At 68.9% G+C, this 24,781-nt stretch carries 22 protein-coding genes; 14 read left to right on the top strand and 8 right to left on the bottom strand.

Features of this window, described 5'->3' with window-relative positions; translation table 11 throughout:
• The 11 genes from GVN21_RS17555 to der all read left to right on the top strand — a co-directional run.
• Positions 1–379, top strand: a 379-nt coding sequence (locus GVN21_RS17555) for an SPOR domain-containing protein (RefSeq protein WP_205690147.1), incomplete at its 5' end; no start/stop codon positions are given.
• Complete coding sequence (gene nagZ / locus GVN21_RS17550) at positions 376–1,398, top strand: beta-N-acetylhexosaminidase (protein ID WP_166576039.1); 1,023 nt, start codon at positions 376–378, stop codon at positions 1,396–1,398. The genes GVN21_RS17555 and nagZ, both read left to right, overlap by 4 nt.
• A complete protein-coding gene (locus tag GVN21_RS17545) occupies positions 1,395–2,207 on the top strand; it encodes a ScpA family protein (RefSeq protein ID WP_166576038.1) in 813 nt (270 codons plus the stop codon). Before nagZ ends, GVN21_RS17545 begins: the two co-directional genes overlap by 4 nt.
• A complete protein-coding gene (gene scpB, locus GVN21_RS17540) occupies positions 2,204–2,857 on the top strand; it encodes an SMC-Scp complex subunit ScpB (RefSeq protein ID WP_166576037.1) in 654 nt (217 codons plus the stop codon). Before GVN21_RS17545 ends, scpB begins: the two co-directional genes overlap by 4 nt.
• Before the next feature lie 105 nt (positions 2,858–2,962).
• On the top strand, positions 2,963–4,909 hold the full coding sequence (ybaL, locus tag GVN21_RS17535) for a YbaL family putative K(+) efflux transporter (protein ID WP_166576036.1): 1,947 nt from the start codon (positions 2,963–2,965) through the stop codon (positions 4,907–4,909).
• A 131-nt stretch (positions 4,910–5,040) separates the two neighbouring features.
• On the top strand, positions 5,041–5,283 hold the full coding sequence (locus GVN21_RS17530; RefSeq protein WP_166576035.1) for a twin-arginine translocase TatA/TatE family subunit: 243 nt from the start codon (positions 5,041–5,043) through the stop codon (positions 5,281–5,283).
• A 52-nt stretch (positions 5,284–5,335) separates the two neighbouring features.
• Positions 5,336–5,905 (top strand): Sec-independent protein translocase protein TatB, encoded by a 570-nt coding sequence (gene tatB / locus GVN21_RS17525; protein ID WP_166576034.1) that lies wholly within the window; start codon positions 5,336–5,338, stop codon positions 5,903–5,905.
• Positions 5,902–6,792 (top strand): twin-arginine translocase subunit TatC, encoded by an 891-nt coding sequence (gene tatC / locus GVN21_RS17520; protein WP_166576033.1) that lies wholly within the window; start codon positions 5,902–5,904, stop codon positions 6,790–6,792. The genes tatB and tatC overlap by 4 nt, the downstream gene beginning before the upstream one ends.
• Before the next feature lie 96 nt (positions 6,793–6,888).
• Entirely contained in the window at positions 6,889–7,644 is a 756-nt protein-coding gene (locus GVN21_RS17515; protein WP_166576032.1) for a tetratricopeptide repeat protein, read from the top strand.
• 118 nt (positions 7,645–7,762) lie between these two features.
• Positions 7,763–9,121 carry a PQQ-like beta-propeller repeat protein gene (locus tag GVN21_RS17510; RefSeq protein ID WP_166576031.1) on the top strand — a complete coding sequence of 453 codons (1,359 nt, stop codon included), beginning with the start codon at positions 7,763–7,765 and terminating at the stop codon, positions 9,119–9,121.
• Between the two features lie 170 nt (positions 9,122–9,291).
• A complete protein-coding gene (gene der, locus GVN21_RS17505) occupies positions 9,292–10,827 on the top strand; it encodes a ribosome biogenesis GTPase Der (RefSeq protein ID WP_166576030.1) in 1,536 nt (511 codons plus the stop codon).
• A gap of 3 nt (positions 10,828–10,830) precedes the next feature.
• Here der and GVN21_RS17500 read toward each other — a convergent pair whose 3' ends face one another.
• Positions 10,831–11,541, bottom strand: a complete 711-nt coding sequence (locus GVN21_RS17500) for an SDR family NAD(P)-dependent oxidoreductase (protein ID WP_166576029.1) — start codon at positions 11,539–11,541, stop codon at positions 10,831–10,833.
• On the bottom strand, positions 11,538–12,533 hold the full coding sequence (locus GVN21_RS17495) for a bile acid:sodium symporter family protein (RefSeq protein ID WP_166576028.1): 996 nt from the start codon (positions 12,531–12,533) through the stop codon (positions 11,538–11,540). Before GVN21_RS17495 ends, GVN21_RS17500 begins: the two co-directional genes overlap by 4 nt.
• A gap of 118 nt (positions 12,534–12,651) precedes the next feature.
• Here GVN21_RS17495 and GVN21_RS17490 point away from each other — a divergent pair, with 118 nt between their 5' ends.
• The gene (locus GVN21_RS17490) at positions 12,652–13,053 is read left to right on the top strand and encodes a response regulator (RefSeq protein WP_166576027.1); all 402 of its coding nucleotides are present in this window, start codon (positions 12,652–12,654) and stop codon (positions 13,051–13,053) included.
• Between the two features lie 35 nt (positions 13,054–13,088).
• Here the strand turns inward: GVN21_RS17490 and GVN21_RS17485 are convergent, their stop codons facing one another.
• The 4 genes from GVN21_RS17485 to radA all read right to left on the bottom strand — a co-directional run bounded on the left by GVN21_RS17485 (position 13,089) and on the right by radA (position 18,094).
• Positions 13,089–14,573: a PAS domain-containing protein gene (locus GVN21_RS17485; protein WP_166576026.1), complete on the bottom strand. Its 1,485-nt coding sequence runs from the start codon at positions 14,571–14,573 to the stop codon at positions 13,089–13,091.
• Positions 14,574–14,649: 76 nt separating this feature from the next.
• Positions 14,650–16,149: an amidophosphoribosyltransferase gene (gene purF, locus GVN21_RS17480; protein WP_166576025.1), complete on the bottom strand. Its 1,500-nt coding sequence runs from the start codon at positions 16,147–16,149 to the stop codon at positions 14,650–14,652.
• A complete protein-coding gene (locus GVN21_RS17475) occupies positions 16,146–16,742 on the bottom strand; it encodes a CvpA family protein (RefSeq protein ID WP_346764286.1) in 597 nt (198 codons plus the stop codon). The genes purF and GVN21_RS17475 overlap by 4 nt, the downstream gene beginning before the upstream one ends.
• Positions 16,730–18,094: a DNA repair protein RadA gene (gene radA / locus GVN21_RS17470; RefSeq protein ID WP_166576023.1), complete on the bottom strand. Its 1,365-nt coding sequence runs from the start codon at positions 18,092–18,094 to the stop codon at positions 16,730–16,732. The genes GVN21_RS17475 and radA overlap by 13 nt, the downstream gene beginning before the upstream one ends.
• Before the next feature lie 268 nt (positions 18,095–18,362).
• On the opposite strand from radA, the gene GVN21_RS17465 reads away from it, so the two are divergent.
• Both GVN21_RS17465 and GVN21_RS17460 read left to right on the top strand, forming a co-directional pair.
• The gene (locus GVN21_RS17465) at positions 18,363–18,734 is read left to right on the top strand and encodes a hypothetical protein (RefSeq protein WP_166576022.1); all 372 of its coding nucleotides are present in this window, start codon (positions 18,363–18,365) and stop codon (positions 18,732–18,734) included.
• A 185-nt stretch (positions 18,735–18,919) separates the two neighbouring features.
• Positions 18,920–20,968 (top strand): ATP-binding protein, encoded by a 2,049-nt coding sequence (locus GVN21_RS17460; protein WP_166576021.1) that lies wholly within the window; start codon positions 18,920–18,922, stop codon positions 20,966–20,968.
• Between the two features lie 70 nt (positions 20,969–21,038).
• On the opposite strand, the gene alr is transcribed toward GVN21_RS17460, so the two are convergent.
• Together alr and GVN21_RS17450 are read right to left on the bottom strand one after the other, a co-directional pair.
• Positions 21,039–22,100: an alanine racemase gene (gene alr, locus GVN21_RS17455; RefSeq protein WP_166576020.1), complete on the bottom strand. Its 1,062-nt coding sequence runs from the start codon at positions 22,098–22,100 to the stop codon at positions 21,039–21,041.
• 81 nt (positions 22,101–22,181) lie between these two features.
• Positions 22,182–24,605: an ATP-binding protein gene (locus GVN21_RS17450; RefSeq protein WP_166576019.1), complete on the bottom strand. Its 2,424-nt coding sequence runs from the start codon at positions 24,603–24,605 to the stop codon at positions 22,182–22,184.
• Positions 24,606–24,781: the final 176 nt, after the last annotated feature.

Below are 24,781 nucleotides of genomic sequence, written 5' to 3'. Positions count from 1 at the left end.
GGCCCCGACGACCCCGGTCGAGACCGGCAAGCTGCCGGCCGCCGCGCCCGTCACCAAGCCGGCCACGCCCCCGACCGAGAAGGTCGTGGCGACTGCCCCGAAGGCGCCCACCGCCCCCGCGACGCCGAAGACGGGCGGCGGGAGCTACCTGGTCCAGATCGGCGCCTTCTCCTCGCCGACCCTTGCAGACAAGGGCTGGAATGACGCCGCCGCCCTGGCCCCCGGCATGGCCGCCGGCAAGGGTAAGAAGGTCGAGACCGTCGATCGTGACGGCAAGACCCTCTACCGCACCTCGGTGACCGGCTTCGCCGACCAGGCGTCCGCGAAAGCCTTCTGCGACCGGCTTAAGGCCGCCGGAAAGAGCTGCTTCGTCCGGTGACCACGGCGGCCTGCATCCTCGGCTGCGCCGGCACGGCGCTGACCCCGGAAGAAATCGGTTTCTTCCGCGAGGTGCGGCCCTGGGGGTTCGTGCTGTTCAAGCGCAACGTTGAGAGCCCCGCTCAGGTGCGGGCCTTGACCGCCGCCCTGCGCGAGACGGTTGGCTGGCATGCCCCGATCCTGATCGACCAGGAAGGCGGACGGGTGCAGCGGCTCGGGCCGCCCCACTGGCGCAAGTATCCGCCGGGCCGCGCCTACGGGACCCTGGCCGGCAATGATCCGCTGGTCCGCCGTGAGGTGACAAGGTTGGGGGCGCGGCTGATTGCCCATGACCTGTTGGATCTTGGCATCAACGTCGACTGCGTGCCCGTCCTCGACGTGCCTCAGCGGGGCGCTCACGACATCATCGGCGACCGCGCCTATGCCGACACGGTCGAGGAGGTCGCCACCCTGGGCCGCGCCGCCGCCGAGGGGCTGATCGCCGGCGGGGTGCTGCCGATCATCAAGCACATCCCCGGGCATGGCCGGGCGCTGGCCGACAGTCACGAGAAGCTGCCGGTGGTCGACGCCGAGGCGGACGATCTGCGGGCGGTGGATTTCGCCCCGTTCAAGGTGCTGTCCGACATGCCGATGGCAATGAGCGCCCATGTGGTCTTTACGGCGCTGGACGCGAAGCGGCCGGCCACGACGTCCAAGACCGTCATCCGCGATGTGATCCGGGGTGAGATCGGCTTTGGCGGCCTCTTGATGACCGACGACCTGTCGATGAAGGCGCTGGACGGGAGCTACGAACAGCGCGCCCGCGCCGCCCACGCGGCCGGCTGCGACATGATCCTCCACTGCAATGGAAAGATGGAGGAGATGACCGGGGTGGTCGCGGGGACCCGCACCCTGTCCGGAGCTTCCAGGCGACGGGCCGAGGCCGCCCTGGCTCGCCTCGCCAAGACGCCCGAGCCCTTCGACGCCGCTGAGGCTCGCGCTCGTTTCGACGCCGCCTTCGATGGGAAGTTCGCCGCATGAGCGACGTCTTCCAGCCCAACCTCGACTTCAAGGCCGCCAACGAGGCGACCGAGGACGGCGAGGCGCTGATCATCGATGTCGACGGATACGAAGGCCCGCTTCATGTGCTGCTGGCCCTGGCGCGGAGCCAGAAGGTCGATCTGATGCAGCTGTCGATCACCCGGCTGGCCGAACAGTACCTGGCGTTCGTGCATCGGGCTCGGTCGCTGCGGTTTTCCCTGGCCGCAGACTATCTGGTGATGGCCGCCTGGCTGGCCTACCTGAAGTCCCGCCTGCTGCTGCCGAGGCCAGACAAGGGCAGGGGAGACGAGCCGCCTGCCGAGGAGGTTGCCGCCAACCTGGCCTTCCGACTGGCCAAGCTCGACGCCATGCGCAAGGCCTCCGAGGCGCTCAACCAGCGTCCGCGCCTGCAACGCGATGTATTCACGCGCGGCGATCCCGAGCAGGTAAAGGTGGTCGGTTCCGGCCGGCTCGAAGGCGATCTCTACCAGCTGATGAGCGCCTACATCGGCCAGCGCCGCCGCGAGCACTACCGCACCTATCGCCCCGAGGCGCCCGTCGCCTACGCGCTGGAAGACGCCCGCGGCCGCCTGCGCGAGCTGTTGCCCGAGCTCGACCGCTGGACGGCGCTGCAGGGCATCGCTCCCATGCCGGACGAGGATTTCGGCCCCAGCCGGGCCAGCTATCTCGCCTCCACCCTCTCGGCCAGCCTGGAGCTGGTCAAGGAAGGCGCGCTTGAGGCCCGCCAGCGGGAGGCCTTCGCCGACCTCTATCTGAAGGTCCGCCTGGCGCGGCCGGAGGCGGCGTGAACGACCAGCACCACATCGAACGCTGCATAGAGGCCCTGCTGTTCGCCGCCGCCGAGCCGCTCAGCATCAACGATCTCGCGCGTCGCCTGCCCGAGGGGGCGGACGTCGTTGAAGCCATCCAGGCGCTACGCCAGCGGTTCGACGGGCGCGGTGTGGAGCTGGTGGAAGTGGCCGGCCGCTGGCGGATTCAGACCGCCGCCGACCTGGCATTCCTGATGACCGAGGAGCGGGAGGAGCCCCGGCGCCTGTCCAAGGCCGCGCAGGAGACGCTGGCCATCATCGCCTACCACCAGCCGGTCACCCGGGCGGAGATTGAAGCCGTGCGCGGCGTCCAGGCCAGCAAGGGCACGCTCGACGTCCTGCTGGAGCTGGGCCTTGTCCGCATGCGCGGCCGTCGCCGCACGCCGGGCCGACCGGTGACCTATGGCACCACCGACATGTTCCTTGAGACCTTCGGCCTGGCCAACCTGGCCGACCTGCCGGGCATGACCGACATGAAGGCGCTGGGCCTGCTCGACATGAACCTGCCGCCGGGGTTTTCTGTCCCCGACCCCAGCCTGGCGAGCGACGCCTCCGACACGGAGGACGAACTGGATCTGGAGGGCGGCGATTCGCCCGAGTTCGTGCAGGACTTCGTCGGGGACGAATAGGGTTTACCCCCGGAAAACTGGACCCGCAGCGGTTGCGGTCGCGCATCACCCGCCTATGTGCGATATTCCGCCGCACCCCCAGCCGTCCCCAGCCTTCCGGAGCCCATGCCGCATCATACCCCGCTGATCGCCACAATCGTCGCCGGCCTGACGATCGCCTTCGCCTTTGGGGCGTTGGCGCACCGGTTGAAGATTTCGCCCCTGGTCGGTTACCTGATGGCCGGGGTCGTGGTGGGGCCGTTCACGCCGGGCTATGTGGCCGACCAGGCCCTGGCCAATGAATTGGCCGAGATCGGCGTGATCCTGCTGATGTTCGGGGTCGGGCTTCACTTTTCGCTCAAGGACCTGATGTCGGTGAAGGCCATCGCCATTCCCGGCGCCGTGGCCCAGATGGCGGCTGCGACACTGCTCGGCATGGGCCTGGCCCATCTGCTGGGCTGGTCGCTGATGGCAGGGATCGTCTTCGGTCTGGCCCTGTCGGTCGCCTCGACCGTGGTGCTGCTGCGCGCCCTGCAGGAGCGGCGGATCGTTCAGACCGATCGAGGCCGCATTGCGGTGGGCTGGCTGATCGTCGAGGACCTGGCCATGGTTCTCGCCCTTGTGCTGATCCCGGCCCTGGCCGGGGCGCTCAATCCGGCGGCCGGAGCGGGCGGCGGCGACTGGGTGATGCCGCTGGTGATCACCATCGCCAAGGTTGCCGGCTTCGTCGCCTTCATGCTGATCGTCGGCCGGCGCGTGGTGCCCTGGGTGATGCACTACATCGCCCACACCGGATCGCGGGAGCTGTTCCGCCTGGCGGTCCTCGCCATCGCGCTAGGCATCGCTTTCGGCGCGGCCTCGCTGTTCGGCGTCTCCTTCGCGCTGGGCGCCTTCTTCGCCGGGATGATCCTGGCCGAGTCCGAACTCAGCCACCGGGCCGCCGAAGAGACCCTGCCGCTGCGCGACGCCTTCGCGGTGCTGTTCTTCGTATCGGTCGGGATGCTATTCAATCCGTCGGTGTTGACCGAACAGGCCTGGCCGTTGGTCGCGACCGTGGCGATCATCGTGGTCGGCAAGTCGATCGTCGCCTACGCCATCGTCCGGCTGTTCAAACATGACAACGAGAAGGCCCTGACCATCGCCGCCAGCCTGGCGCAGATCGGCGAGTTCTCCTTCATCCTGGCGGGGCTGGGCGTCAGCCTCAACCTGCTGCCCGAGGACGGGCGCGACCTGATCCTGGGCGGGGCGATCATTTCCATTGTGCTCAACCCATTCATCTTCGCCCTGGCGGCCAAGGTTCAACGACGCCGGCCCGGCCCGGCGGAGGCAGCCGGCATTCCGGCGCCGGCCAACGACATTTTCCCCACGGCGCTGACCGAACACACCATCCTGGTGGGCTACGGCCGGGTCGGCAAACTGGTGGCCAAGGGCCTGGAGATGGCGGCCCAGCCCTTCCTGGTCATCGAGAATCGCCAGGAACGGGTGACCGCGGCCAGCGAAGCCGGTTACGAGGTGTTCGAGGGCAACGCCCATGACGGCCGGCTGCTGTCGGCGGCGCGGGCATCGGAGGCCAAGCGCCTGTTCGTCGCTGTTCCCGATGGCTTCGAGGGCGGCCAGATCGTCGAGCAGGCCCGGCGCGCCAACCCCGGCATCGAGATCATCGCCCGCGCTCATTCGGACGAGGAGGTTCGCCACCTGATCACCCACGGCGCGGACGAGGCGATCATGGGCGAGCAGGAAATTGCCGCCGCCATGCTGGAGCGGGCCCTGTCCCGCGCCAGGGCGGTTCGCGACGCCGCCGGCGAGCCCGATGACGAGGGGCCGGCTGACATGATCCTGAACGATGGCGAGAGCGCGGTCATGCGGGCGATCAACAGCCTCGGGCTGGGCCCGGGTGAGGCGACCTCGCGACAAGCCCTGAGCCTGGAGGCAGACCGATTCGGTCCCTTCGCCGAGGGTCGGCTGGCGCTGGCCATCGAGCAGCTTCATGCCAAGCGCTGCCTGCAGGTGCTGGACGATGACCGGGTCTCGGTCACGCGGCTGGGCTTCATGGCGGCTGCACGGTTCGCCTGAGGCGGGGGATTTCGGGACGGATCGACGCTTACGGCGCTTTCATTTGGCCCCGCGCCTCATCAGCGCCTATATAGCGCGCAACAACAGGGACATCGCCGCCCGATCCGCGGCGCACAGGAGTTTCTTGCAAGATGGGTAGCCTGAGCCTCTGGCACATCATCCCGGTCGTGATCATCGCGCTGCTGCTGTTTGGCGGTCGCGGCAAGCTGTCGGGCCTGATGGGCGACGCCGCCAAGGGCATCCGCGCCTTCCGCGACGGCCTGAAGGGCGATGATGCGACGCCCGAGGAAGAGGAGGAGCCGGCCAAGCCGCTGCCCCGCTCGACCACGGCACGCAAGACCACGAGCCGCAAGAAGGATACGATCGTCTCCTGACGACCGCCGAACGGGCTTGATCGCCTCCCCGCCAACGCCTTAAGGCGCGCCCATGCTTTCGCCTGACATCGGCGTCTCCGAAATGCTGATCGTGGCCGCCGTGGCCCTGATCGTCGTGGGACCCAAGGACCTGCCGCTGCTGATGCGCCGGATCGGGCAGTTCATCGCCCGGCTGCGCGGCATGGCGTCCGAATTCCGCGCCAGCTTCGACGACATGGCCCGCCAGTCGGAGCTCGACGAACTCCGCAAGGAGGTCGAGGCCATGCGGTCCGGCCAGTTCACCGAGCCGATGAAGGCGGCGGCCGACGACATGCGCGACCCCTCCGTCGATCAGGTGTTCGCTGATATCGAAGGCAGCTTGAAATCCGGCGAGGTCACCTTTGCCCCGGCCATGGCCTCGACGCCCTATGAGGCGCCGGAGCCCGAGCCGACCCAGCCGAAGACCGCGCGCAAGCCCCGCGCAACCAAGGCGCCTACCGCCGATAAAGCCGCGCCGAAGCGCAAGGCGCCGGCCAAGTCCACCGCCGCCAAGCCCAAGGCCGCCAAGCCCAAGGCGGCCCACAAGGCGGAGGTCGCCGCCGCCCCGAAACGCCGCCGCGCCAAATCGGACATCGTCACGTGAGCCTCGACGACGAAAGCGACATCGAGTCCTCGCGCGCCCCGCTGCTCGATCATCTGGTCGAGCTGCGCAAGCGGCTGATTATCTGCGTGATCGCCCTGGTGCTGGGCTTCTTCCTCTGCTTCTCCGTGGCCGACCGGATTTTCATGTTCCTGGTCGAGCCCTTCTCGGCCGCCCAGAACCTGCTTGCGGTCCAGAAGGCCAGCGGCAGCAGCCACGGCTACTTCGACCTGATCCTGGCCCTGCTCGGCCAGAAGCATGTCCCCGTCGCGCCTGACGCCGAACAGCTGAAGCTGATCTACACCGCGGCCCTTGAGTTCTTCTTCACCAAGCTGAAGGTGGCCGGCTTCGGCGCCCTGCTCATCACCTTCCCGGTGCTGGCTTGGCAGCTGTACCGCTTCGTGGCCCCGGGCCTCTACAAGCGCGAACGTCGCGCCTTCCTGCCCTTCCTGCTGGCCTCACCGGTGCTGTTCACCCTGGGCGCGGCGCTGGTCTACTACATCATGCTGCCGTTCGTGCTGTGGTTCTCCCTGTCGCAGCAGATCGATGGGGCCGGCATCTCCGTGGCCCTGACGCCGAAGGTCGACGAGTATCTGTCGCTGGTCACCGCCCTGGTGCTGGCCTTCGGCCTGTGCTTCCAGCTGCCGGTGGTGCTGACCCTTTGTGGCATGGCCGGTCTGGTCAGTTCGGAGATGCTCCGCGCCGGCCGCCGCTACGCCATCCTCGGTGTCGCCATCCTGGCCGCGATCGTCACCCCGCCAGATCCGATCAGCATGATGATGCTCGCCGTGCCCCTGGTGTTTCTGTACGAGGTGTCGGTCTGGTGCGTCTGGCTGATCGAGCGTCGCCGCCGGCGTGAGGACGAGGCCAACGATCTGGCCCCGACCTGATCGTCCGGTTCTGATCGAGAAGCCTGCGTTGCGCCCTACAAGGCGAGCCTATAGGTTCCGCCTCCACTAAATCCCTCCCAGCGGAGTCTTTCTTTCGTGGTCGATGTTTTCGAAGAGGTCGAGGACCAGCTCCGCACCGAGCGCTACATGGCGATCGTCAAGCGGGCTCTGCCCTGGATCCTGGGGATCGGGGCGGCGGTGGTTGTCATCGGCGGCGGCCTGTGGGGCTGGACCGCCTGGCAGGACGGGGCCCGTAACAAGGCCTCCACCAGCCTGTTCGAGGCCCAGCAGGCCCTGCAGCAACAGGACGCCGGCAAGGCCACCACCCTGCTGGCCGAGACGGCCAAGGGCGGCAATGCCGGCTACAAGACCCTGGCCCTGTTCCAACAGGGCGGCATGCGGCTCGAGGCGGGCGACACCGAAGGCGCCGTCAAGCTGTTCGACCAGGCGGCCAAGACCGCCCCGGATCCGCTGCTGAAGGACCTGGCTGGCCTGCGCTCGATCTACGCCCTGATGGACAAGGCGCCCTATGCCGACCTGGAAAAGCGGATCACCCCGCTGACCGGCGACGACCGGCCCTTCCGGTTGCTGGCCAAGGAGGCCCTGGCCTTCCTCAAGCTGCGCGACGGCAAGACCAAGGAAGCCCGCACCGATTTCGTCGTGCTGAGCCAGATCTTCGACGCCCCTCCCGGCATGCGCGAGCGCGCCCGCCAGGCGGTGGCCCAGATCGATCGCGGCGGCGGCGATGTGGTGGCCAAGGCGGCGAAGCAGGCGGTTGAAACCCCTCCGGCGCCGCAGATGATGCCTGGGCTGCCGCCCGGCATGGTTCTGCCGCCTGAGGCGACCCAGTAATGGCGGGTTCTGGCGGATTGGGGCGCTGCCTCAAATCCGCCTTGGCCCTGCTCGATTCCAACCTCCAGGGGGCGGGGGCGTCCGTTCCCGCGGTTTCCCTGCGTCCAAAGGCAGTTCCATGATCGCAAGTCGCGGCATCCTGACCGCTCTCTTCATCGGCGTAGCGGCGGTTTCCGCCGGCTGCTCGACGGTTTCCGGCACGGTGGACCGGCTGAACCCCTTCAAGGAGAAGGAGGTCAAGGACGAGGCCGCCGACGGCCGGCGCATCTCGGTCATCGCCTTCGACGAGAAGGTGACAGCGGCCGAGGGCCTGCAGGGCGTCGATTTCTTCCTGCCCGCCGCGGTGGGTCAGCCCGACTGGACTCTGCCCGGCGGCCCCACAGAGGTGGTCGTCGAGCACGTCGAGGCCGCCCCGGCGTTCGAGATCGCCTGGCGCAAGGGCTTCGGCAAGGCCTCGAACGTCAAGGTCCACGTCACCGCCCCGCCCATCCTGGCCGACGGTCGCGTCTATGTCATGGACGCGGAGGCCGATGTCGTGGCCATGGACGCCCGCACGGGCGCCCAGATCTGGAAGCGCCGGCTCAAGGCCGACAACCGCCGCGACAAGGTCGGCTTCGGCGGCGGCATCGCCTATTCGAACGGCAAGATCTACGTCTCGTCCGGCTTCCGGTTCGTCGCCCAGCTGGATGCCGCCACCGGTGAGGTGGGCTGGCGCCAGGACGTATCCTCGCCGATCCACGGCGCCCCGACGATCAGTGCCGGCAAGGTCTATGCGATCAGCACCGACAACGAACTGCTGACCTTCGATGCCGCCACCGGCGCCCCGGCCTGGAACTTCCAGGCCCTGGTCGAGCCGGCCCGCATCCTGTCGGCCTCCAGCCCGGCCATCTCGGGCGATGTGGTCGTGGCCGCCTTCGCCTCGGGCGAGCTGGTCGCCCTGCGCGCCGGCAACGGCAACGACCTGTGGAACAACGCCCTGTCGCGCGCCAGCCGCACCAACGCCCTGTCGGAAATCCGCGACGTGGCCGGCCGGCCGGTGATCTTCAAGGGCGACGTGTTCGCCGCCAGCCATTCGGGCGTGTTCGCCGCCATCGACCTTCGTTCTGGCCAGCCCCGCTGGTCGCTGCCGGTGTCGTCGATCGCCACCCCGTGGCCCGCCGGCGACGTGGTCTACATCATCAGCCGGGCCGGCGAGCTGGTCTGCGCCTCGCGCGAGACCGGCCAGGTCTACTGGATCAAGGACCTCAACGAGGGGATCAAGAAGACCAAGGACAAGAGCCTGTTCTTCGGCCCGGTCCTGGCGTCCGACAAGCTGGTCGTCGTCTCCAGCGACGGCCGCGCCCTGTCGATCAACCCCAAGACCGGCGAGACCACCAAGACCCTGAAGATCGGCGGCCCGGCCCTGATCACCCCCGTCGCGGCGGGCGGCATGGTCTATGTGGTGACCGACAAGGCCGAACTGGTGGCGATCCGCTAAGGCATATGCAATCGCCGAAACGGGTACCGGTTCGGCGGCGAATTGCGCGCCAACGAAAAAGCGAAACCTTGTAAAGGGGCGGCGGTTCTGCCAAGAGCCGCCGCCTCTTTGCATTTGCACCACGCCCCCTTTGTCCGGACCGGATAGACTAGGGTATCCGGAAAGACCCCATGCCCCTGAAGCTCGCCATTGTCGGAAGACCGAACGTCGGCAAGTCCACCCTGTTCAACAGGCTGGCCGGCAAGAAGCTCGCCATCGTCGACGACCGTCCGGGGGTTACCCGCGACCGCCGGTTCGCCAGCGGCAGCATCGGCGACATGAACCTCAGCCTGGTCGATACCGCCGGTTTCGAGGATGTGGATGACGATACCCTGGAGGCGCGGATGCGCCGCCAGACCGAGCTGGCCATCGACGAGGCCGACGTCTGCCTGTTCCTGATCGACGCCCGCGAGGGGATAACCCCGCTGGACGAGGTGTTCGCCGAGATCCTGCGCAAGCGCGACAAGCCGGTGCTGCTGGGCGCCAACAAGGCTGAGGGCAAGCAGGGCGAGCCCGGCATCGCCGAGGCCTGGACCCTGGGCTTCGGCGAACCCATCCCGCTCAGCGGCGAGCACGGCGAGGGCATGGCCGACCTCTATGCGGCCCTGGTCAACATCGCCCCCGAGCATCAGGACGACGAAGCTGAAGACGAAGGCGACAAGCCCGTCCGACTGGCCATCGTCGGCCGTCCGAACGCCGGCAAGTCGACCCTGGTCAACGCCCTGATCGGCGAGGACCGCATGCTGACCGGCCCGGAAGCCGGCATCACCCGCGACTCCATCTCGGTCGAGTGGGAATGGCAGGGCAAGAAGGTCCGCCTGGTGGATACCGCCGGCCTCCGCAAGAAAGCCAAGATCCAGGAGAAGCTGGAGCAGCTGTCGGTCTCCGACAGCATTCGCACCATCGTCTATGCCGAGGTCGTCCTGCTGGTCATGGACGCCACCCACCCGTTCGAGGTGCAGGACCTGCAGCTGGCCGACCTGGTGGAGCGGGAGGGCCGCTCGCTGGTCTTCGTGCTGGCCAAGTGGGACCTTGTCGAGGACCAGGCCGAGACCCTGAAGAATTTCCGCGAACACGCCGAGCGCATGCTGCCCCAGGTCCGGGGCGCACCGGTTGTGGCCCTGTCGGCCGAGACCGGCTACGGCCTCGACAAGCTGATGCCGGCCGTCATCAAGACCTACACCAACTGGTCGACCAAGGTGAAAACCCGCGACCTCAACGACTGGCTGGCCATGGCCATCCAGCGCCACCCGCCGCCCGCCGTCAACGGCAAGCGGATCAAGCCGAAATACGTCGCCCAGACCAAAGCCCGGCCGCCCACCTTCGTCATGTTCTCCAGCCGCGCCAACCAGATGCCGGAGCATTATCGGCGCTACCTGATCAACTCGATCCGCGAGAGCTTCGACCTGCCGGGCGTGCCGATCCGCATCACCATAAAGTCGGGCGCCAACCCCTATGCCGACGCTCAGGGCGACAAGCGGCCGATGGGGTCGGGCAAGGCGCTGGGGCCGCGGCCCAAGCCCAAGAAGCTGGGCGTCACCTCCAGCGCCAAGGAGGCCAAGCAGCTGCGCGTCAAGCGCGCCACCAAGGCCAAGCGGATGGAGAAGGAAGGCGCGGCCAAGCCGGTGATCCGTTCGCGCGGCGGCACGCCGAACCGCACGAAGTAACCGTCAGGCGTTGAACACGACCGTCTCCGGCATTGCCGGCAGGTCGGCGCGGCCGGCCAGTTCGACGATCAACGGCGCCAGGGCCGCCGGCTCGGGCAGGGTCAGCGGATCTTCGCCGGGATAGGCTTCGGCGCGCATCCGGGTGCGTACGGCGCCCGGGTCGAGCAGGACGGCGCGCACCGACGTCTGTTCCAGCTCGTCCGCCCAGCATTTCACCAGCGCCTCCATCCCCGCCTTGCTGGCAGCGTAGGGGCCCCAGAAGGCCTTGGGCCGCACCACCCGGCCGGTGGTCAGGAAGATGGCTCGCCCCGCCTCTGAGGCGCGCAACAGCGGCTCGAACGAGCGGATCAGCCGCCAGGTGGCGGTGAGGTTGACGGTCAGGGTCTGGTCCCAGGACTTCGGCTCGATATGGCCGATGGGCGAGATGCCGCCCAACAGGGCCGCCGCGTGAACCACGATGTCCAGCCGGCCGAACCGCTCGTGCAGGTGGGCGCCCAGCGGGTCGAGGTCTTCAGGCTTGCGCAGATCGATGGGGACCAGGGTAGCCCGTTGGCCGGTGGCGGCCAGGATCTCGTCGTCCAGCACCTCCAGCGCCCCCTGGGTGCGGCCCAGCGCGATGACATGGGCGCCGGCCTTGGCCAGGCCGAGGGCCGCGGCGTTGCCGATGCCGCGCGTGGCGCCGGTGACGAGGGCGATCTTTCCGGAAAGAGTCATGGCGCGGTGTCTAGCTTATCCGCGGCCTGAGTCACCCCTTCTTCGGGCCGTGCGCCCCACCGCTGGGCCAGCCAGGCGCAGGCCAGCAACTGAAGCTGGTGATAGATCATCAGCGGCACGATCATCACCCCGGCCACGGCGGGGGCGAACAGGATGGCGGCCATCGGCGCGCCGGTGACCAGGCTCTTCTTCGAGCCGCTGAACACCAGGACGATCTGGTCCTCCAGCGCGAAGCCCAGCCGCCGCCCGAGCCACAGGGTGAAGCCCAGCACCAGGGCCAGCAGGACCAAGCAGAGGACAGCGACCACCGCCAACTCGATTACGGAGACGCGGGTCCACACTCCGTCCAGCACCGCCCGGCTGAAGGCGGCATAGACCACCAGCAGGATCGAGCCCCGATCCACCAGCCCCACCAGCGGCTTGCGCCGCTCCAGCAGCGGCGCGACCCAGGGGCGGACCAGCTGGCCGGCTATGAACGGCAGCAGGAGCTGGACGAGGATGTCGAGGACGGCGCTCCATCCGGGCCCGTCCCCCTGCACATGCAGGGTCAGGCCGACCAGCAGCGGCGTCACCGCCATGCCCAGCAGGTTGGACGCCGACGCGGCGCAGACTGCCGCCGCCACATTGCCCCGCGCCAGGGCCGTGAAGGCGATGGAGGACTGCACCGTCGAGGGCAGGCAGCAGAGAAACAGCATGCCCATGGCCAGCGCCGAGGGGAGCAGGGTTTCCGGCAGCAGGCCGGTGGCGAGGCCGAGCAGCGGGAAGAGGCCGAAGCTGACCGCCAGGACGGTGAGGTGCAAACGCCAGTGGGACAGGCCGGCCACCACCGCTTCGCGCGACAGCTTGGCGCCATGGAGGAAGAACAACAGGGCGACGATGGCCTTGGTCGCCGGGCCGAGAATGTCGCCCGCCACACCGCGCGCCGGCGCCAGCGAGGCCAGCACCACCATGCCCAGCAGGGCGAGCATGTAGGGGTCGAGGCGGAACTTCATCGGGCGCTCCGTGTCGCCCGTGCAACCGACCGCTGTTCCGTCGGAATTGCGACGGAAGCAGGGAAACCTGAATCGTATTGAGGCGTTAGCCCGGTCGAAGGAGGCATGTGCCGTCGCGATGACAGCCCGAGTTCTGATTGTCGAGGATGAAATCCTCACCGCCATGGAGTTGGAGTACGTCCTCACCGAGCAGGGCTACGAGGTGGTGGGCATCGCCCAAGACGCCGCCAGCGCCCGTGAGCTGGCCAACAACCATAAGATCGACCTGGCCCTGGTAGACGTGAACCTGCGCGACGGCCGCACCGGCGTCGGGCTCGGCGCCGAACTGGCGCGCGATCGGTTCGCCAAGGTCATCTACCTGACCGCCCACCCGCTTCCGCCGCATGAGCGCCCCGAGGGCGTAATCGGGCTGCTGACCAAGCCCAGCGACGAAAAGACCGTGGTCCGCGCGCTCGACTACGCCCTGCACCGGGACGGCGACCTGCTGTCGCCCCCGCCGGCCTTGCAGGTGTTTCAGTAGCGCGATCTCCCTTCAAGGCGTTGCGGCGCTTCGGGCTAGCTCTTCCGGTTCAGGCTGTTCAGCGGCAGGGCCAGGGTCACCACCAGGCCCTGCGGGCGCCAATCCTTGGCGAGTTTTCCGCCTAGCTGGGTTTCGGTGCTGAGTTGCGCCAGTGTCGAGCCGAATCCCTCTGTGGCGGGCGGACCCTTCACGGTCGGGCCGCCGCTCTCGGACCACTCCACGATCAGGTCGGCGCGGTCTATCCGGCTGGTGATGGTCACCCGGCCTTCGGGGCGGGAGAGGGCGCCGTACTTGGCGGCGTTGGTGGCGAGCTCGTGGAACACCAGCGCCAGGGGCGTGGCGGCCTGGTCGTCTATCTCCGCCTCGTCGCCCAGAATCCGCACCCGTTCGGCATCCTCGGTGCGATAGGGCGTCAGGAGTTCGGCCAGCAGTTGGGACAGCCGGGTCATCCGCCGGGCCTGGCCGGCAACGGCTTGGGGCCTCACGAAGTCATGGGCCCGGCCCAAGGCCACGATCCGCTCGCGCAGGTCGCGGGCAAAGTCGGCGGCGTGGGGGAAGCGGCGGGCGGATAGCGCGACCAGGCCGCTGACCACCGAGAAGATGTTCTTGATCCGGTGGCTCAGCTCGCGGCTCAGCAGGCTCTCCTGCTCCGAGATCTGCTTCTGGTCGTGGATGTCGGTGCAGGTGCCGAACCAGCGGGCTATGGTCCCATCGACGCCGCGCACGGCGCGAGCCCGGCCGAGCGTCCAGCGATAGGCCCCGTCGTGGCGGCGCAGGCGATACTCGATTTCGTAGGGCTCGCCGGTTTCCAGCGAATGGCGCCACTTGGCCCAGGCGCGTTCCTGGTCTTCCGGGTGGAACATGCCGTTCCAGCCCTCGCCGTCGGTCGAGCCGGCCGGGACGCCGGTGAATTCGTACCAGCGGGCATTGTAGTAGTCGTGGTGGCCGTCGGCGCGCGTGGACCAGACCATCTGGGGCATGCTGTCGGCCAGGGCGCGGAATTGAGCTTCCCGTTCGGCGCGCTTGTGCAGCATCTGGCGCAGCTCCAGGAGGCTCATGACCTGCCGCGCCAAAGCCAGCAGCGCCCCGCCTTGACCTTCGCTCAGGCCGCCGGGTCGAGGCTTGCGGTCAAGGACGCACAGGGTGCCGAGCGCGTCGCCATCCTCAGTGCGCAACACGGCCCCGGCATAGAAGCGGAAATGCTCCGGCCCAGCGACGAGCGGTCCCTCTGCGAAGCGAGGGTCGGCAGCCATGTCAGCGACCACATAGAGAGGCCGGTCCTGGGCCACCGCGTGGGTGCAGACAGAGATGTCACGGGGAGTTTCTCTCTCATCGAAGCCGCTGGCCGACTTGAACCACTGGCGGTCGGCGGTCACCAGGCTGATCAGGGCGACAGGCGCGTCGCAGACCAGGCGCGCCAGTTTCGTCAGGTCATCGAAGGTCGCCTCTGGATCGGTGTCGATTATCCGATAGCCTTCGAGCGCGTTGAGCCTGCGAATTTCCAGCGCGTCATCGAGCATGCGGCCTCAAGTTCCGTTCCTACACGCCTTATCAATACATGGTTCCCAGCAAGGTTGCCTGTCAGGCAACCTACAGTCAGGCGCTGACCAGGAAGGAGAGTTGCCTCCCCGGGCCGTCGGCGTTGGCCAGCAGGCAGTCGCGGTCGGTCAGGCGGGTGGGGTAGTCACCGGTGAAGTAGTGGTCGGTGAACTGGGGGTTGGTCGCATCGCGGGGCCCGACGCCGAGCGCCTCGTAGAGGCCCTCGATGCTGAGGAAGCCGAGGGAGTCCACCTCGAGGAAGGCGGTCATCTCCTCAAGGCTCTTGTTGGCCGCCAGCAGCTTGTCCCGATCCGGCATGTCGATGCCGTAGAAGTCCGGCCACTTCAGCTGCGGCGAGGCGCTGCGCAGGTGGACCTCGGTGGCGCCGGCCTCGCGGACCATCCGGACGATCTTGCGGCTGGTGGTGCCGCGCACGATGGAATCGTCGATCAGAACCACCCGCTTGCCCTCGAGCACTGCGCGGTTGGGGCTGTGCTTCATGCGCACGCCCAGCTCGCGGACGCCCTGGGTCGGCTGGATGAAGGTGCGGCCGACATAGTGGTTGCGGATGATGCCCATTTCGAAGGGCAGGCCGCTGGCCTGGGCATAGCCGATGGACGCCGGCACGCCGCTGTCAGGCACCGGGACGACCACATCGGCCTCCACGCCGCATTCCTCGGCCAGCTTGGCGCCCATCCGCTTGCGCACGTCATAGACCGAGCGGCCGTCGATGATGCTGTCGGGGCGGGAGAAGTAGACGTACTCGAAAACGCAGGGCCGAGCGCGCAGGGCGGGGAAGGGCCGCAGGCTTTCGATCCCCTCGTCGGAGATGATCACCATCTCGCCGTGCTGCACATCGCGGACGAACCGGGCGCCGATCATGTCCAGCGCGCAGGTCTCCGAGGCGAGCACCGCCTTGCCGTCCAGCTCGCCCAGCACCAGGGGGCGGATGCCCAGCGGGTCGCGCACCCCGATCAGCTTCTTGTTGGTCAGGGCGATGAGGGCATAGCCGCCCTCGATCTGGCTGATGGCGTCGATGAAGCGGTCGACGAACTTGGTCTTCTTGGACCGGGCCAGCAGGTGGAGGATCACCTCGCTGTCGCTGGTCGACTGGAAGATGGCGCCGTCGGCCACGAGCTGGTCGCGCAGGGCGTAGAAGTTGGTCAGGTTGCCGTTGTGGGCCAAGGCGACGCCGCCGGCCTCGAGGTCGGCGAACATCGGCTGCACATTGCGGAAGGCGCTGCCGCCGGCGGTGGCGTAGCGGGTGTGGCCCACCGCGCTGCGGCCCGGCAGACGGCCGACCAGGTCCTGGCCGGTGAAGGCGTCGCCCACATGGCCGACATGGCGCTCGGTATAAAACCGCTGGCCGTCGAAGGTGGCGATGCCACAGGCCTCCTGGCCCCGGTGCTGCAGCCCGTGCAGGCCCAACGCCGCCACTGCCGAGGCGTCGGCGACGTCATGGACACCGAACACCCCGCATTCGAGCCGCAGGGTATCGTCGTCCGGATCGCGGTGGTCGGCGGGATTCCACACGGTTCTTTCGAACGCTTGGGTCATCGGCTCTTCTCCACCAGTTCGTCCATGGTCTCGCGCTCGTCCTCGCTGTAGCCGGCGCCCTTCTTGACGGCGTCGGACACGGCGGGGGCGATCTTTCCGGCGGCGGCGAAGCCCTCCGGGGCGAAGGTCTTGAGCACCTTCCCGGCCCCCGCGGTCAAGGGATACAGCGTCGCATTCTTCACCCAGTCCGGCGGGCCCTTCTCGCCCCCGGCCATCTGGATCAGCAGGGTGAAGGCGCCGAGGATGACCATGGCGCGGAACAGGCCGAAGCCGGCGCCGATGACCCGGTCAAGGGTTCCCAGGGCGCCCGCGCTCTGCACCCGGTTGGTGATCTGGCTGGAGACGACCTTCAGGATCAGGAAGACGATCACGAAGACGACCAGCAAGGCGGCGGTCACCGCCGCCCAGTCGGGGCTGAGCATGCCGCGGAAGATCGGAGCGCTGAACTTCAGGCAGAGGATGGACACCAGGGCGGCGATCACGAACGCCAGCATCCCGGTCAGTTCCCGCGTCGCCCCGCGCATGAAGGCGGTGAGGGCGCTGATGAACAGCAGCAGGCCGGCCAGGACGTCGAACAGGGTCAAGTCGTCCACCTCTGCTGGCCGATACGGTCGATGGCCTCGGCCAGGCGGGAGACGCCGGTGACCGGCAGGGCCTCCCCGGCGCCGGTCGGCGCCAGGGCGCGGCCGAAGCCGAGTTTGGCCGCCTCTTTCAGGCGCGACTCCATGCGGCTCACGGGCCTCACGTCGCCGGACAGGCTGATTTCACCGAACACTACGCAGTCCTGGGGCAGGGACTCATCCAATGCCGAAGAGGCCAGGGCCGCCGCCGCGGCCAGGTCAGCCGCGGGCTCACTGATCCGCAGGCCCCCGGCGACGTTCAGATAGACGTCCCGGTTGCCAAATCCAAGGCCGCATCGCGACTCCAATACGGCCAGCACCATGGCGAGGCGCCCCGAATCCCAGCCGACCACGGCCCGCCGGGGGTTCCCGTGAGCGGACGGCGCCACCAGGGCCTGGAACTCGACCAGCACCGGCCGGCTGCCTTCGATGCCGGCGAACACCGCCGCCCCGGCCGCCCGCTCGGCGCCGTCGTGCAGGAACAGGGCCGACGGGTTGCGCACCTCGCTGAGACCGGCGTCCCCCATCTCGAACACCCCGATCTCATCAGTGGCGCCGAAGCGGTTCTTGGCTCCCCGCAGCACCCGGAAGGGATAACCCCGCTCGCCTTCGAAGCTCAGAACCGCATCGACCATGTGTTCGACAACGCGCGGACCGGCGATCTGGCCATCCTTGGTGACATGGCCGACGAGGATGACCGCCACGCCTTTCTTCTTGGCCATCCGCACCAGTTCCCCGGCGCAGGACCGCACCTGGGTCACCGAGCCCGGCCCGGCCTCATGGGCGTCACTCCACATGGTCTGGATGGAATCGATGACCACGAGATCGAAAGATTGTTTTTTCAGCCCCTCGAGGATGTCGCGCAGCGCCGTTTCAGCAGCCAGCTGGACCGGCGCCATGGCCAGCCCCATCCGCCCGGCCCGCCCGCGCACCTGCTCCACCGCCTCCTCGCCGGAGATGTAGGCGCACCGGGCCCCCCGCATCGCGGCGCTGGCCACCACCTGCAGCAACAGGGTCGACTTCCCCACCCCCGGATCGCCACCGACCAGGATGGCGGATCCCGGCACAACCCCGCCGCCGCAGACCCGGTCGAACTCCTCCACCCCGGTGACGATGCGCGGCGGCGCCGGTGTGTCGCTGAGCAGCCCCTCGAACGTCAGCCCCCCACGCTTGGCGCCCTTGGACGGCGCCATCGCGCCGGGCATCCGGCTGGTGACTTCCTCGACCAGGGTGTTCCAGGTTCCGCAGGCAGGACACTGCCCCGCCCACTTGGGCGAAACGCCACCGCAGGACTGGCAGACGAAAAGGGCGCCGTCGCGGGCCATTGAGATTCCGATTCGGGACTGGAGGGATGATAGCGCGGATGCGCGGCAGAGCCCCGAAGCTAGTGGATGTTCTCTTTTTGTTCAATCGCGATCCTGGGGGCGGGTGCGGAAGGGGCGGCTTGGGTATGCGGGGAGGGGTGATCGTTCTGCACTAGGTTCGGGGCGCCTCGTGGCCGTGCTGTCGCCTCCCCTGAATGTTCGATAGACTCGCGGCATGAACGAACTGGCCCCTGCATACCTTTCAGCCCTTGCATCGCAGGTGGGGGCGTTGAGCGCGTTTCTCGGAGGCTTCGCGGCCACCTTCCTCGGGACCCTGCTGGCCTTGCAGGTCAAGGGGCGGACGGGGTCGTTGGCCATCGGGTTCGCTGTGACCTCTTCGGCGGCCTTCATCGTTGCGGTGGTGGCTTCGACGGCGCTGGTGGCGCTGTTGCGTCCCCAAGCCCCGGCGGCGGTGCAGGCGGGGTCAGCCGCCGGGCCGCGGGCCATCATGAGCCTGTGTTTCGGCGTGGGACTCTACGCCCTGCTGGCCAGTCTGGGTCTGAGCGGCTGGACCCGCTCGCGCGGCACGGGGCTGACCACCAGCATCGCCGCCGGGCTCGGAGTGGTGCTGGTGACCTCGATGCTGCTCGGGATGGGCTGAGACCATCGCTTGCGGAGTGTCCACTTCTGCGTGTGGCGCTCAAAAATACCTGTTCGTCGAACGTGCGATCGCCGACAAGCGAAATTCCTTGTGGACAAAGGCTTTGCCGCGACCAGGAGCCGCAGCTCGCGACACGGTTTCTTAAGGCTGATCGGCTCAACTTCCGGTCCAGTTGGGGACGGTGAATGAGCGGCCTGGACCGGGACGATGCGATGGGCACTGCCGACGGCACTGCCGACGGCGCGGCCGGCGGCGTTTTCGACTCGTCGATGCTCGACACCCTGTTCCCCTGCCGGTTCGAGATCGGGCCGGGGCTGCGGATCCAGGCGGCTTCGGCGGTGCTGGCCGGCCTGGCGCCGGGGCTAGCCGGGCGGAAGCTGACCTCGGCCTTCGAGATCGAGGACGGGCCGGTCCCCGAGACGCTCTGTGAACTGACCCGGCTCGACCGGCAGGTCCTGACTCTGCGTGGGAAGGAAGAGCCCCACCTGCGCCTGCGCGGCGCCGTGTCGGTCCAGCCGGACGGGCGGGTGATGTTCCTGATGGCGCGGGCGCCCTGTGAACTCACCTTGGCGGCCGGGGTGGAGGGCGACACCGGCCTGTCGCCGCTCGACGGGTCCGGCGAACTGGCCGAGGCGCTGTGTTCCCAGGGCGAGCTAGTCCGCGATACCCAGAGGGTGGTCGAGGAGCTGATCAAGGCGCGGGACGAGGCCATCAGCCGCGAGGCCTTCTTCGACGCCATCGTTCAGATGCTGCCGGCCATCCTGATGGTCAAGGATGCGCGGGACGGCCGATATGTGCTGGTCAACCGGGCGGCTGAGGAGATGCTGGGGGTTACCGCCGACGCCTTGATCGGCCGCAGCGTGTTCGACCTGTTTTCGCCGGAGGAGGCCCGCGCCTTCGCCGAGGAGGACATGGCGGTCATCACCTCCGGCGAAATGACCGTGGCGGAGGACGAGATCGTCACCACCGCAGCCAAGGGCCGCCGCAACTTCACGACCAAGAAGGTGGCGACCTTTGGCGCCGAGGGTCCTCGCTACATCGTCACGGTCGGCGAGGACGTGACCGAACGGATGGAGACGGCCGCCGCGCTACAGGCGGCCTTGGCGGCGGCGGAAGAGGCGGCGCTGTCCAAGAGCGTCTTCCTGGCCAACATGAGCCATGAGATCCGGACGCCGCTGAACGGCATCGTCGGGATCGCCGACATCCTGGCGCGGGAGCCGCTGGACGCCCGCACCCGCGAGATGATCGAGATCATCCGCAATTCCGGCCAGACGCTGGAGCGGCTGCTGTCAGACATTCTCGACCAGGCGCGGATCGAGTCCGGCCAGATCACCCTGGAGGCGGCGCCGTTCCACCTGGGCGAGGTGGTGCGGGCCACCGCCGCCCTGGCCGAGCTGAAGGCGGCGGAGAAGGGGGTGGAAATCCGCATCGACCTGTCACCGGAGGTGGACGCGGCAGCGTCGGGCGACATGGTGCGGGTGCGCCAGATCCTGACCAACTTGCTCAGCAACGCGGTGAAGTTCACCAACCACGGCCACATCCAGGTGACCGGCATCCGAACCGCCGACGACCGGGTGCGGATAGAGGTGGCCGACACCGGCGAGGGTTTCGATCATGAGACGCGGGAGCGGATTTTCGGCCGCTTCCAGCAGGCGGACAACACCATCACCCGCCGCTATGGCGGCACCGGCCTGGGGCTGGCGATCTCGCGCGAGCTGGCCGGCCTGATGGGCGGGGTGCTGGATTGCGAGGGGCGGCCGGGGATCGGGGCCAGCTTCTGGTTCGAGGTTCCGCTCCCCCGCGCGGCCGACGCCGAGGCGCCGCCGACCACGCCGGTTGAGGTGGGGGCGCCGCCGCAGATGCGGGTGCTGGTTGCCGACGACCACGCCACCAACCGCAAGGTCATGGAGCTGATGCTGGCCAACTACGCCGAGGTGATCAGCGTCGAGAACGGCCAGGAGGCGCTGGACGCCGCCGAGCGCGACGCGTTCGACCTGGTGCTGATGGACATGCAGATGCCGGTGATGGACGGGCTGACGGCCATCCGCACCTTGCGGGCGCGAGAGATGCGAACGCCGATCATCATGCTGACCGCCAATGCCTTGCCGGAGCATGTGGCCGCGAGTCTTGCGGCCGGGGCGGATCGGCACCTGGACAAGCCGGTGACGGCGGCGAGCCTGTTCGCCTGCCTGGGCGAGGTGTTCGCGGGGCGGGACGCGGCGCAGGCGGCCTGATCCCTGCCCCCGTCATCCCGGCCCCCGCGTGCAGCGCGTTTCCGGGATGACGGATTGGTAGGTAGGCTGGCTATTGAGCGCCGATCCACTGGCGGGGTGAGCGATGGCCGATGCGGACCAGCAGCTCATAGGGCGAGGCGCCGGCGGCCAGGGCGGCGGCGTCGAGGGTCAGGTTGGGGCCGATTAGCTCGACCATGTCGCCAGGAGCGGCCGGGGCGCCGGTCAGGTCGATGGCGATCAGATCCATGGAGATGCGGCCCAGCAAGCGGCGGCGATGGCCCGCGAACCAGGCGCCGCCGCGCGGGCTGCTGGCGCGCAGGACGCCGTCGGCGTAGCCGGCGCCCAGAATGCCGACGCGGGTGGGAGCCTCGGCCACGAAGTCGGCGCCGTAGCCGACGGTATCGCCGGGTACGAGGTCGCGGATCTGCAGGATGGGGGCTTCGAGGCGGGCGACGGTGGCCAGGCGCGGGTCGTGCCGGTCGTGCGGGCCGCCGCCGTAGAGACTGAGGCCCGGGCGCACCTGGTCGTGGTGGTAGTCGGGGCCGAGGAAGATGCCGCCGGAGCTGGACAGGCTGGCGCGGGCGGCGGGGAACAGGGCGCGCATCTCGTTGAAGCGGGCGAGCTGGACGGCGTTGAGGCTGTGGCCGGGCTGGGAGGCGCAGGCCAGGTGGCTGAGGATCAGGCCGGGGTTGAGACCGGCGGCCGCAAGGTCGGCGGCCTGCGCGAGGGTCAGGCCCAGACGGTTCATGCCGGTGTCGATGTGGATGGCCAGGGGGGTCTCGCCGGCGGCGGTCCAGGCGACGATCTGCTCGGGGCTGTTGAGCACGGGGACCAAGGCCGCGGCCTTCAGCCGGCCGACGGCGTCGCCCGGACAGCCGTCGAAGACCAGGATGGCGGCAGGGCGGTCGCCCAGGGCCGCGCGCAGAGCTTCACCCTCGAACAGTCGGGCGACGTAGAAGGTTCGGGCGCCCTCGGCCCACAGGCGCAGGGCGGCCTGGGCCGCACCCATGCCGTAGCCGTCGGCCTTGACCACGGGGGCGGTCTCGGCGCCGGCGGCGGTGTCCCGCAGCAGCCGGTAGTTGGCCGCGAGGGCGTCCAGATCGATGGTCAGGCGGGCGGCGTCGGCGGGCATGGGGCGGCCGTAGGGTTCGGCCCCTTCATCGTCAAGCGCCGAAGCTTGAGTGCGCCATAACCGCACCGCATGAGCATGGCCTCAGGCCACGCTCCGTGCCGCCGGCTGCTGGCGTATCGGCAGGCTGAAGCTGACCGTCGTGCCTTCGCCCGGCGCCGAGTCCATCTCCAGCGTGCCCTCGTGCAGCTCGACCAGGCTCTTGGTCAGGGCCAGGCCCAGGCCGGTGCCTTGCGTGGTCTTGGAGTGCTGGCTCTCGACCTGTTCGAAGGGCTGGGCCAGGCGGGCCAGGTCTTCCTTGCTGATGCCGATGCCGGTGTCTGTCACCGCCACCCGGATGCGCTCGCCCAGAACGTCGCGGCGTGGCTCGGCCCGGACGGTGACGCGGCCGCCGCGCGGGGTGAACTTGATGGCGTTGCTGAGCAGGTTGAGCAGCACCTGCTTGATAGCCCGGTAATCGCCCTCGACCTCCGGCAGGTGGGGGAATTCGGCGCTGACCTCCAGACCGGCCGCCTCGGCGCGGTTGCGGACCAGGCGGATGGCGTCCTCGGTCACCTCCTCCAGGCTGATCGGCTCGAACTTCAGGTTCATCTTGCCGGCCTCGATCTTCGACATGTCGAGGATGTCGTTGATCAGGGCCAGCAGGTGTTGGCCGCTGTTGTGGATGTCGAGGGCGTATTCCTTGTAGCGGGCGTCGCCCATCGGGCCATACATCTCGGCCACCATGATCTCCGAGAAGCCGTTGATCGCGTTGAGCGGCGTGCGCAGTTCGTGGCTCATGTTGGCCAGGAATTCGCTCTTGGCCTTGTTGGCGCCCTCGGCGCGGACCTTCTCGGTCTCGTACTTGCGGGCCAGTTCCGCCAGCTGCTCCTGGCTGCGCTCCAGGCCAGCGACGGCGTTCTGCAGCTGCTCCTCGTTCAGCCGGCGCGCCTCCTCCTGCATTTTGATGGCGGTGATGTCGGCGGCGGTCATGACCAGGCCGCCCTCGGCCGTCCGCCGCTCGCTGATCTGCACCCAGCGGCCATCCATCAGCTCGGCCTCGCGCTCGCCCTTGTGGCCGTGGGGCGAGGGGAACTCCTGCTTGATGGCCAGCTGGGCGAAGCGGTTGACCTGGTCGCGGGCGGCGCCCGGCTTGAGGATTTTGGCCTCGAGGTTGAAGGTGGCGCGGTAGTTGCGGTTGCAGAGCAGCAGCCGGCCGTGCCGGTCCCACAGCACAAAGGCTTCCGAGACGCTCTCGATGGCGTCGCGCAGCCGGTTTTCGGCGGCCTGGGCGCGGGCCTGGGCCAGGCGTTCCTCGGTGACGTCCAGGGCCACGCCGATGATCCGGCTGTGGGTCTCGGCGCCCGGGCCGCCAGCGCCCTGGCCGCGGGCGTCGATCCAGATCGAGCGGCGGCCTTCGGTCCCCGGCACCCGGAAGGAGACGTCGAAGGCGCCGTAGGTGGCGGCATGGGACAGGGCGAGGCGGACCCGCTCGCGATGGTCGGGCGCGACCCGGTCCAGCACCTCCTGGCCGCTGACCACCCCGGCGCCGCCCCAGCCGAAGATCACCCCGGTGACCTCGGACATGAACACCCGGTCGTTCTCCAGGTCCCACTCCCAGATGCCGCAGCGGGCGGCGTCGACGGCCAGGCGATAGCGTTCCTCGCTGGCCACCATGGCGCGCTGGGCGGCGCTGGTCCGGCGCATCTGCATGAGCAGGAGGAGGGCGAGGGCGATGCCGACCGACAGGGGCGCCAGCAGGGAGACCAGGCCGTCCATCCGCTCGGCGTCGACGCTCATCAGGCCGTCGACCTTGTCGGCGGCGATGGCCAGAAGGCCGCCATCGCCGATCGGGCGCACGGCGACGTCCAGCGGCTGGCCGCCAGGCGCCTGGCCACGCAGCAACACGTCGGTGCGCAGGTCACGGACCTGGAGGCCGAAGCCCTCCTGGAGGCTCGAGGCAGCGGAGACGCCCGGCCCGGTGGCGGCGGCGATCCGGCCGTCGACGAAGGCCAGGGCGGAGGTGCGGGTCAGGCCGGCGCCGGCCACCTTGGCCGGGTCAGAGACCAGGACCAGCCAGGCCGTGCCGCCGGGGACGGTTTGGGCCTCGGCCAGGTAGAGGCGCTTGCGGTCGCCAGGGGCGGCGCCCATCCAGCTGGTCTGGCCGGCGGCCTCGGCGGCGCGGGCCGCGCCGGCCCAGTCGGGCGCGACCGCCGCGCCGGTCGCGGCGGTCACGGTCCCGTCAATGACGACGGCGCTGCCCGAGGCGGTGGGGCCGGCGATGCGCAGGGTCAGTTCAGCGGCTTCCAGCGGGTTGTCCGGCACGCGGCGAAGCACCTCTGCGCCGCCCAGCAGGCCCGCCTGCTGGGCCCCAAGGGCGCCCTCGACCCGGCTGGCCAGCAGGGCAGCAATAGCGGCGGGGCCGACCTGGGCCGGGGTGCTGGTCCAGCCGCGCACCAGTTTCTGGGCCCCGAAGGCGGTGTAGACGGCGAGTAGCAGCAAGGCGGCCAGGATGGCGACGCGCACCATCGGCTGGCCCTGGGCGCGGGGATTCGCAGCCGCGAAGGCGGGGTCGCCCGATCCTGCCTTCCGCTCCCGTGCCAAACCCTAAAGTCCCCAGCGCCGATTCACCCTCGACAGGCGATGTTAGGCGCCCGGAGTCACCGCGTTAAGGGGTGATCAACGCCCCTGAGTCCTTCGGTCGC

This window comes from Caulobacter sp. SLTY (genome assembly GCF_009905535.1).
GTDB lineage: Bacteria > Pseudomonadota > Alphaproteobacteria > Caulobacterales > Caulobacteraceae > Caulobacter.
This window is presented reverse-complemented; position numbering and strand designations above follow the sequence as displayed.

Excerpts from the sequence above, each read along its gene's own strand:
- GVN21_RS17500 (WP_166576029.1), bottom strand. The coding sequence starts at position 11,541 with ATGACTCTTTCCGGAAAGATCGCCCTCGTCACCGGCGCCACGCGCGGC.
- GVN21_RS17495 (WP_166576028.1), bottom strand. The coding sequence starts at position 12,533 with ATGAAGTTCCGCCTCGACCCCTACATGCTCGCCCTGCTGGGCATGGTG.
- ybaL (WP_166576036.1), top strand. The coding sequence starts at position 2,963 with ATGCCGCATCATACCCCGCTGATCGCCACAATCGTCGCCGGCCTGACG.
- GVN21_RS17460 (WP_166576021.1), top strand. The coding sequence starts at position 18,920 with ATGAGCGGCCTGGACCGGGACGATGCGATGGGCACTGCCGACGGCACT.
- GVN21_RS17450 (WP_166576019.1), bottom strand. The coding sequence starts at position 24,605 with ATGGTGCGCGTCGCCATCCTGGCCGCCTTGCTGCTACTCGCCGTCTAC.
- purF (WP_166576025.1), bottom strand. The coding sequence starts at position 16,149 with ATGACCCAAGCGTTCGAAAGAACCGTGTGGAATCCCGCCGACCACCGC.
- GVN21_RS17485 (WP_166576026.1), bottom strand. The coding sequence starts at position 14,573 with ATGCTCGATGACGCGCTGGAAATTCGCAGGCTCAACGCGCTCGAAGGC.
- tatB (WP_166576034.1), top strand. The coding sequence starts at position 5,336 with ATGCTTTCGCCTGACATCGGCGTCTCCGAAATGCTGATCGTGGCCGCC.
- radA (WP_166576023.1), bottom strand. The coding sequence starts at position 18,094 with ATGGCCCGCGACGGCGCCCTTTTCGTCTGCCAGTCCTGCGGTGGCGTT.
- alr (WP_166576020.1), bottom strand. The coding sequence starts at position 22,100 with ATGCCCGCCGACGCCGCCCGCCTGACCATCGATCTGGACGCCCTCGCG.
- der (WP_166576030.1), top strand. The coding sequence starts at position 9,292 with ATGCCCCTGAAGCTCGCCATTGTCGGAAGACCGAACGTCGGCAAGTCC.
- GVN21_RS17545 (WP_166576038.1), top strand. The coding sequence starts at position 1,395 with ATGAGCGACGTCTTCCAGCCCAACCTCGACTTCAAGGCCGCCAACGAG.
- GVN21_RS17510 (WP_166576031.1), top strand. The coding sequence starts at position 7,763 with ATGATCGCAAGTCGCGGCATCCTGACCGCTCTCTTCATCGGCGTAGCG.
- GVN21_RS17530 (WP_166576035.1), top strand. The coding sequence starts at position 5,041 with ATGGGTAGCCTGAGCCTCTGGCACATCATCCCGGTCGTGATCATCGCG.
- GVN21_RS17490 (WP_166576027.1), top strand. The coding sequence starts at position 12,652 with ATGACAGCCCGAGTTCTGATTGTCGAGGATGAAATCCTCACCGCCATG.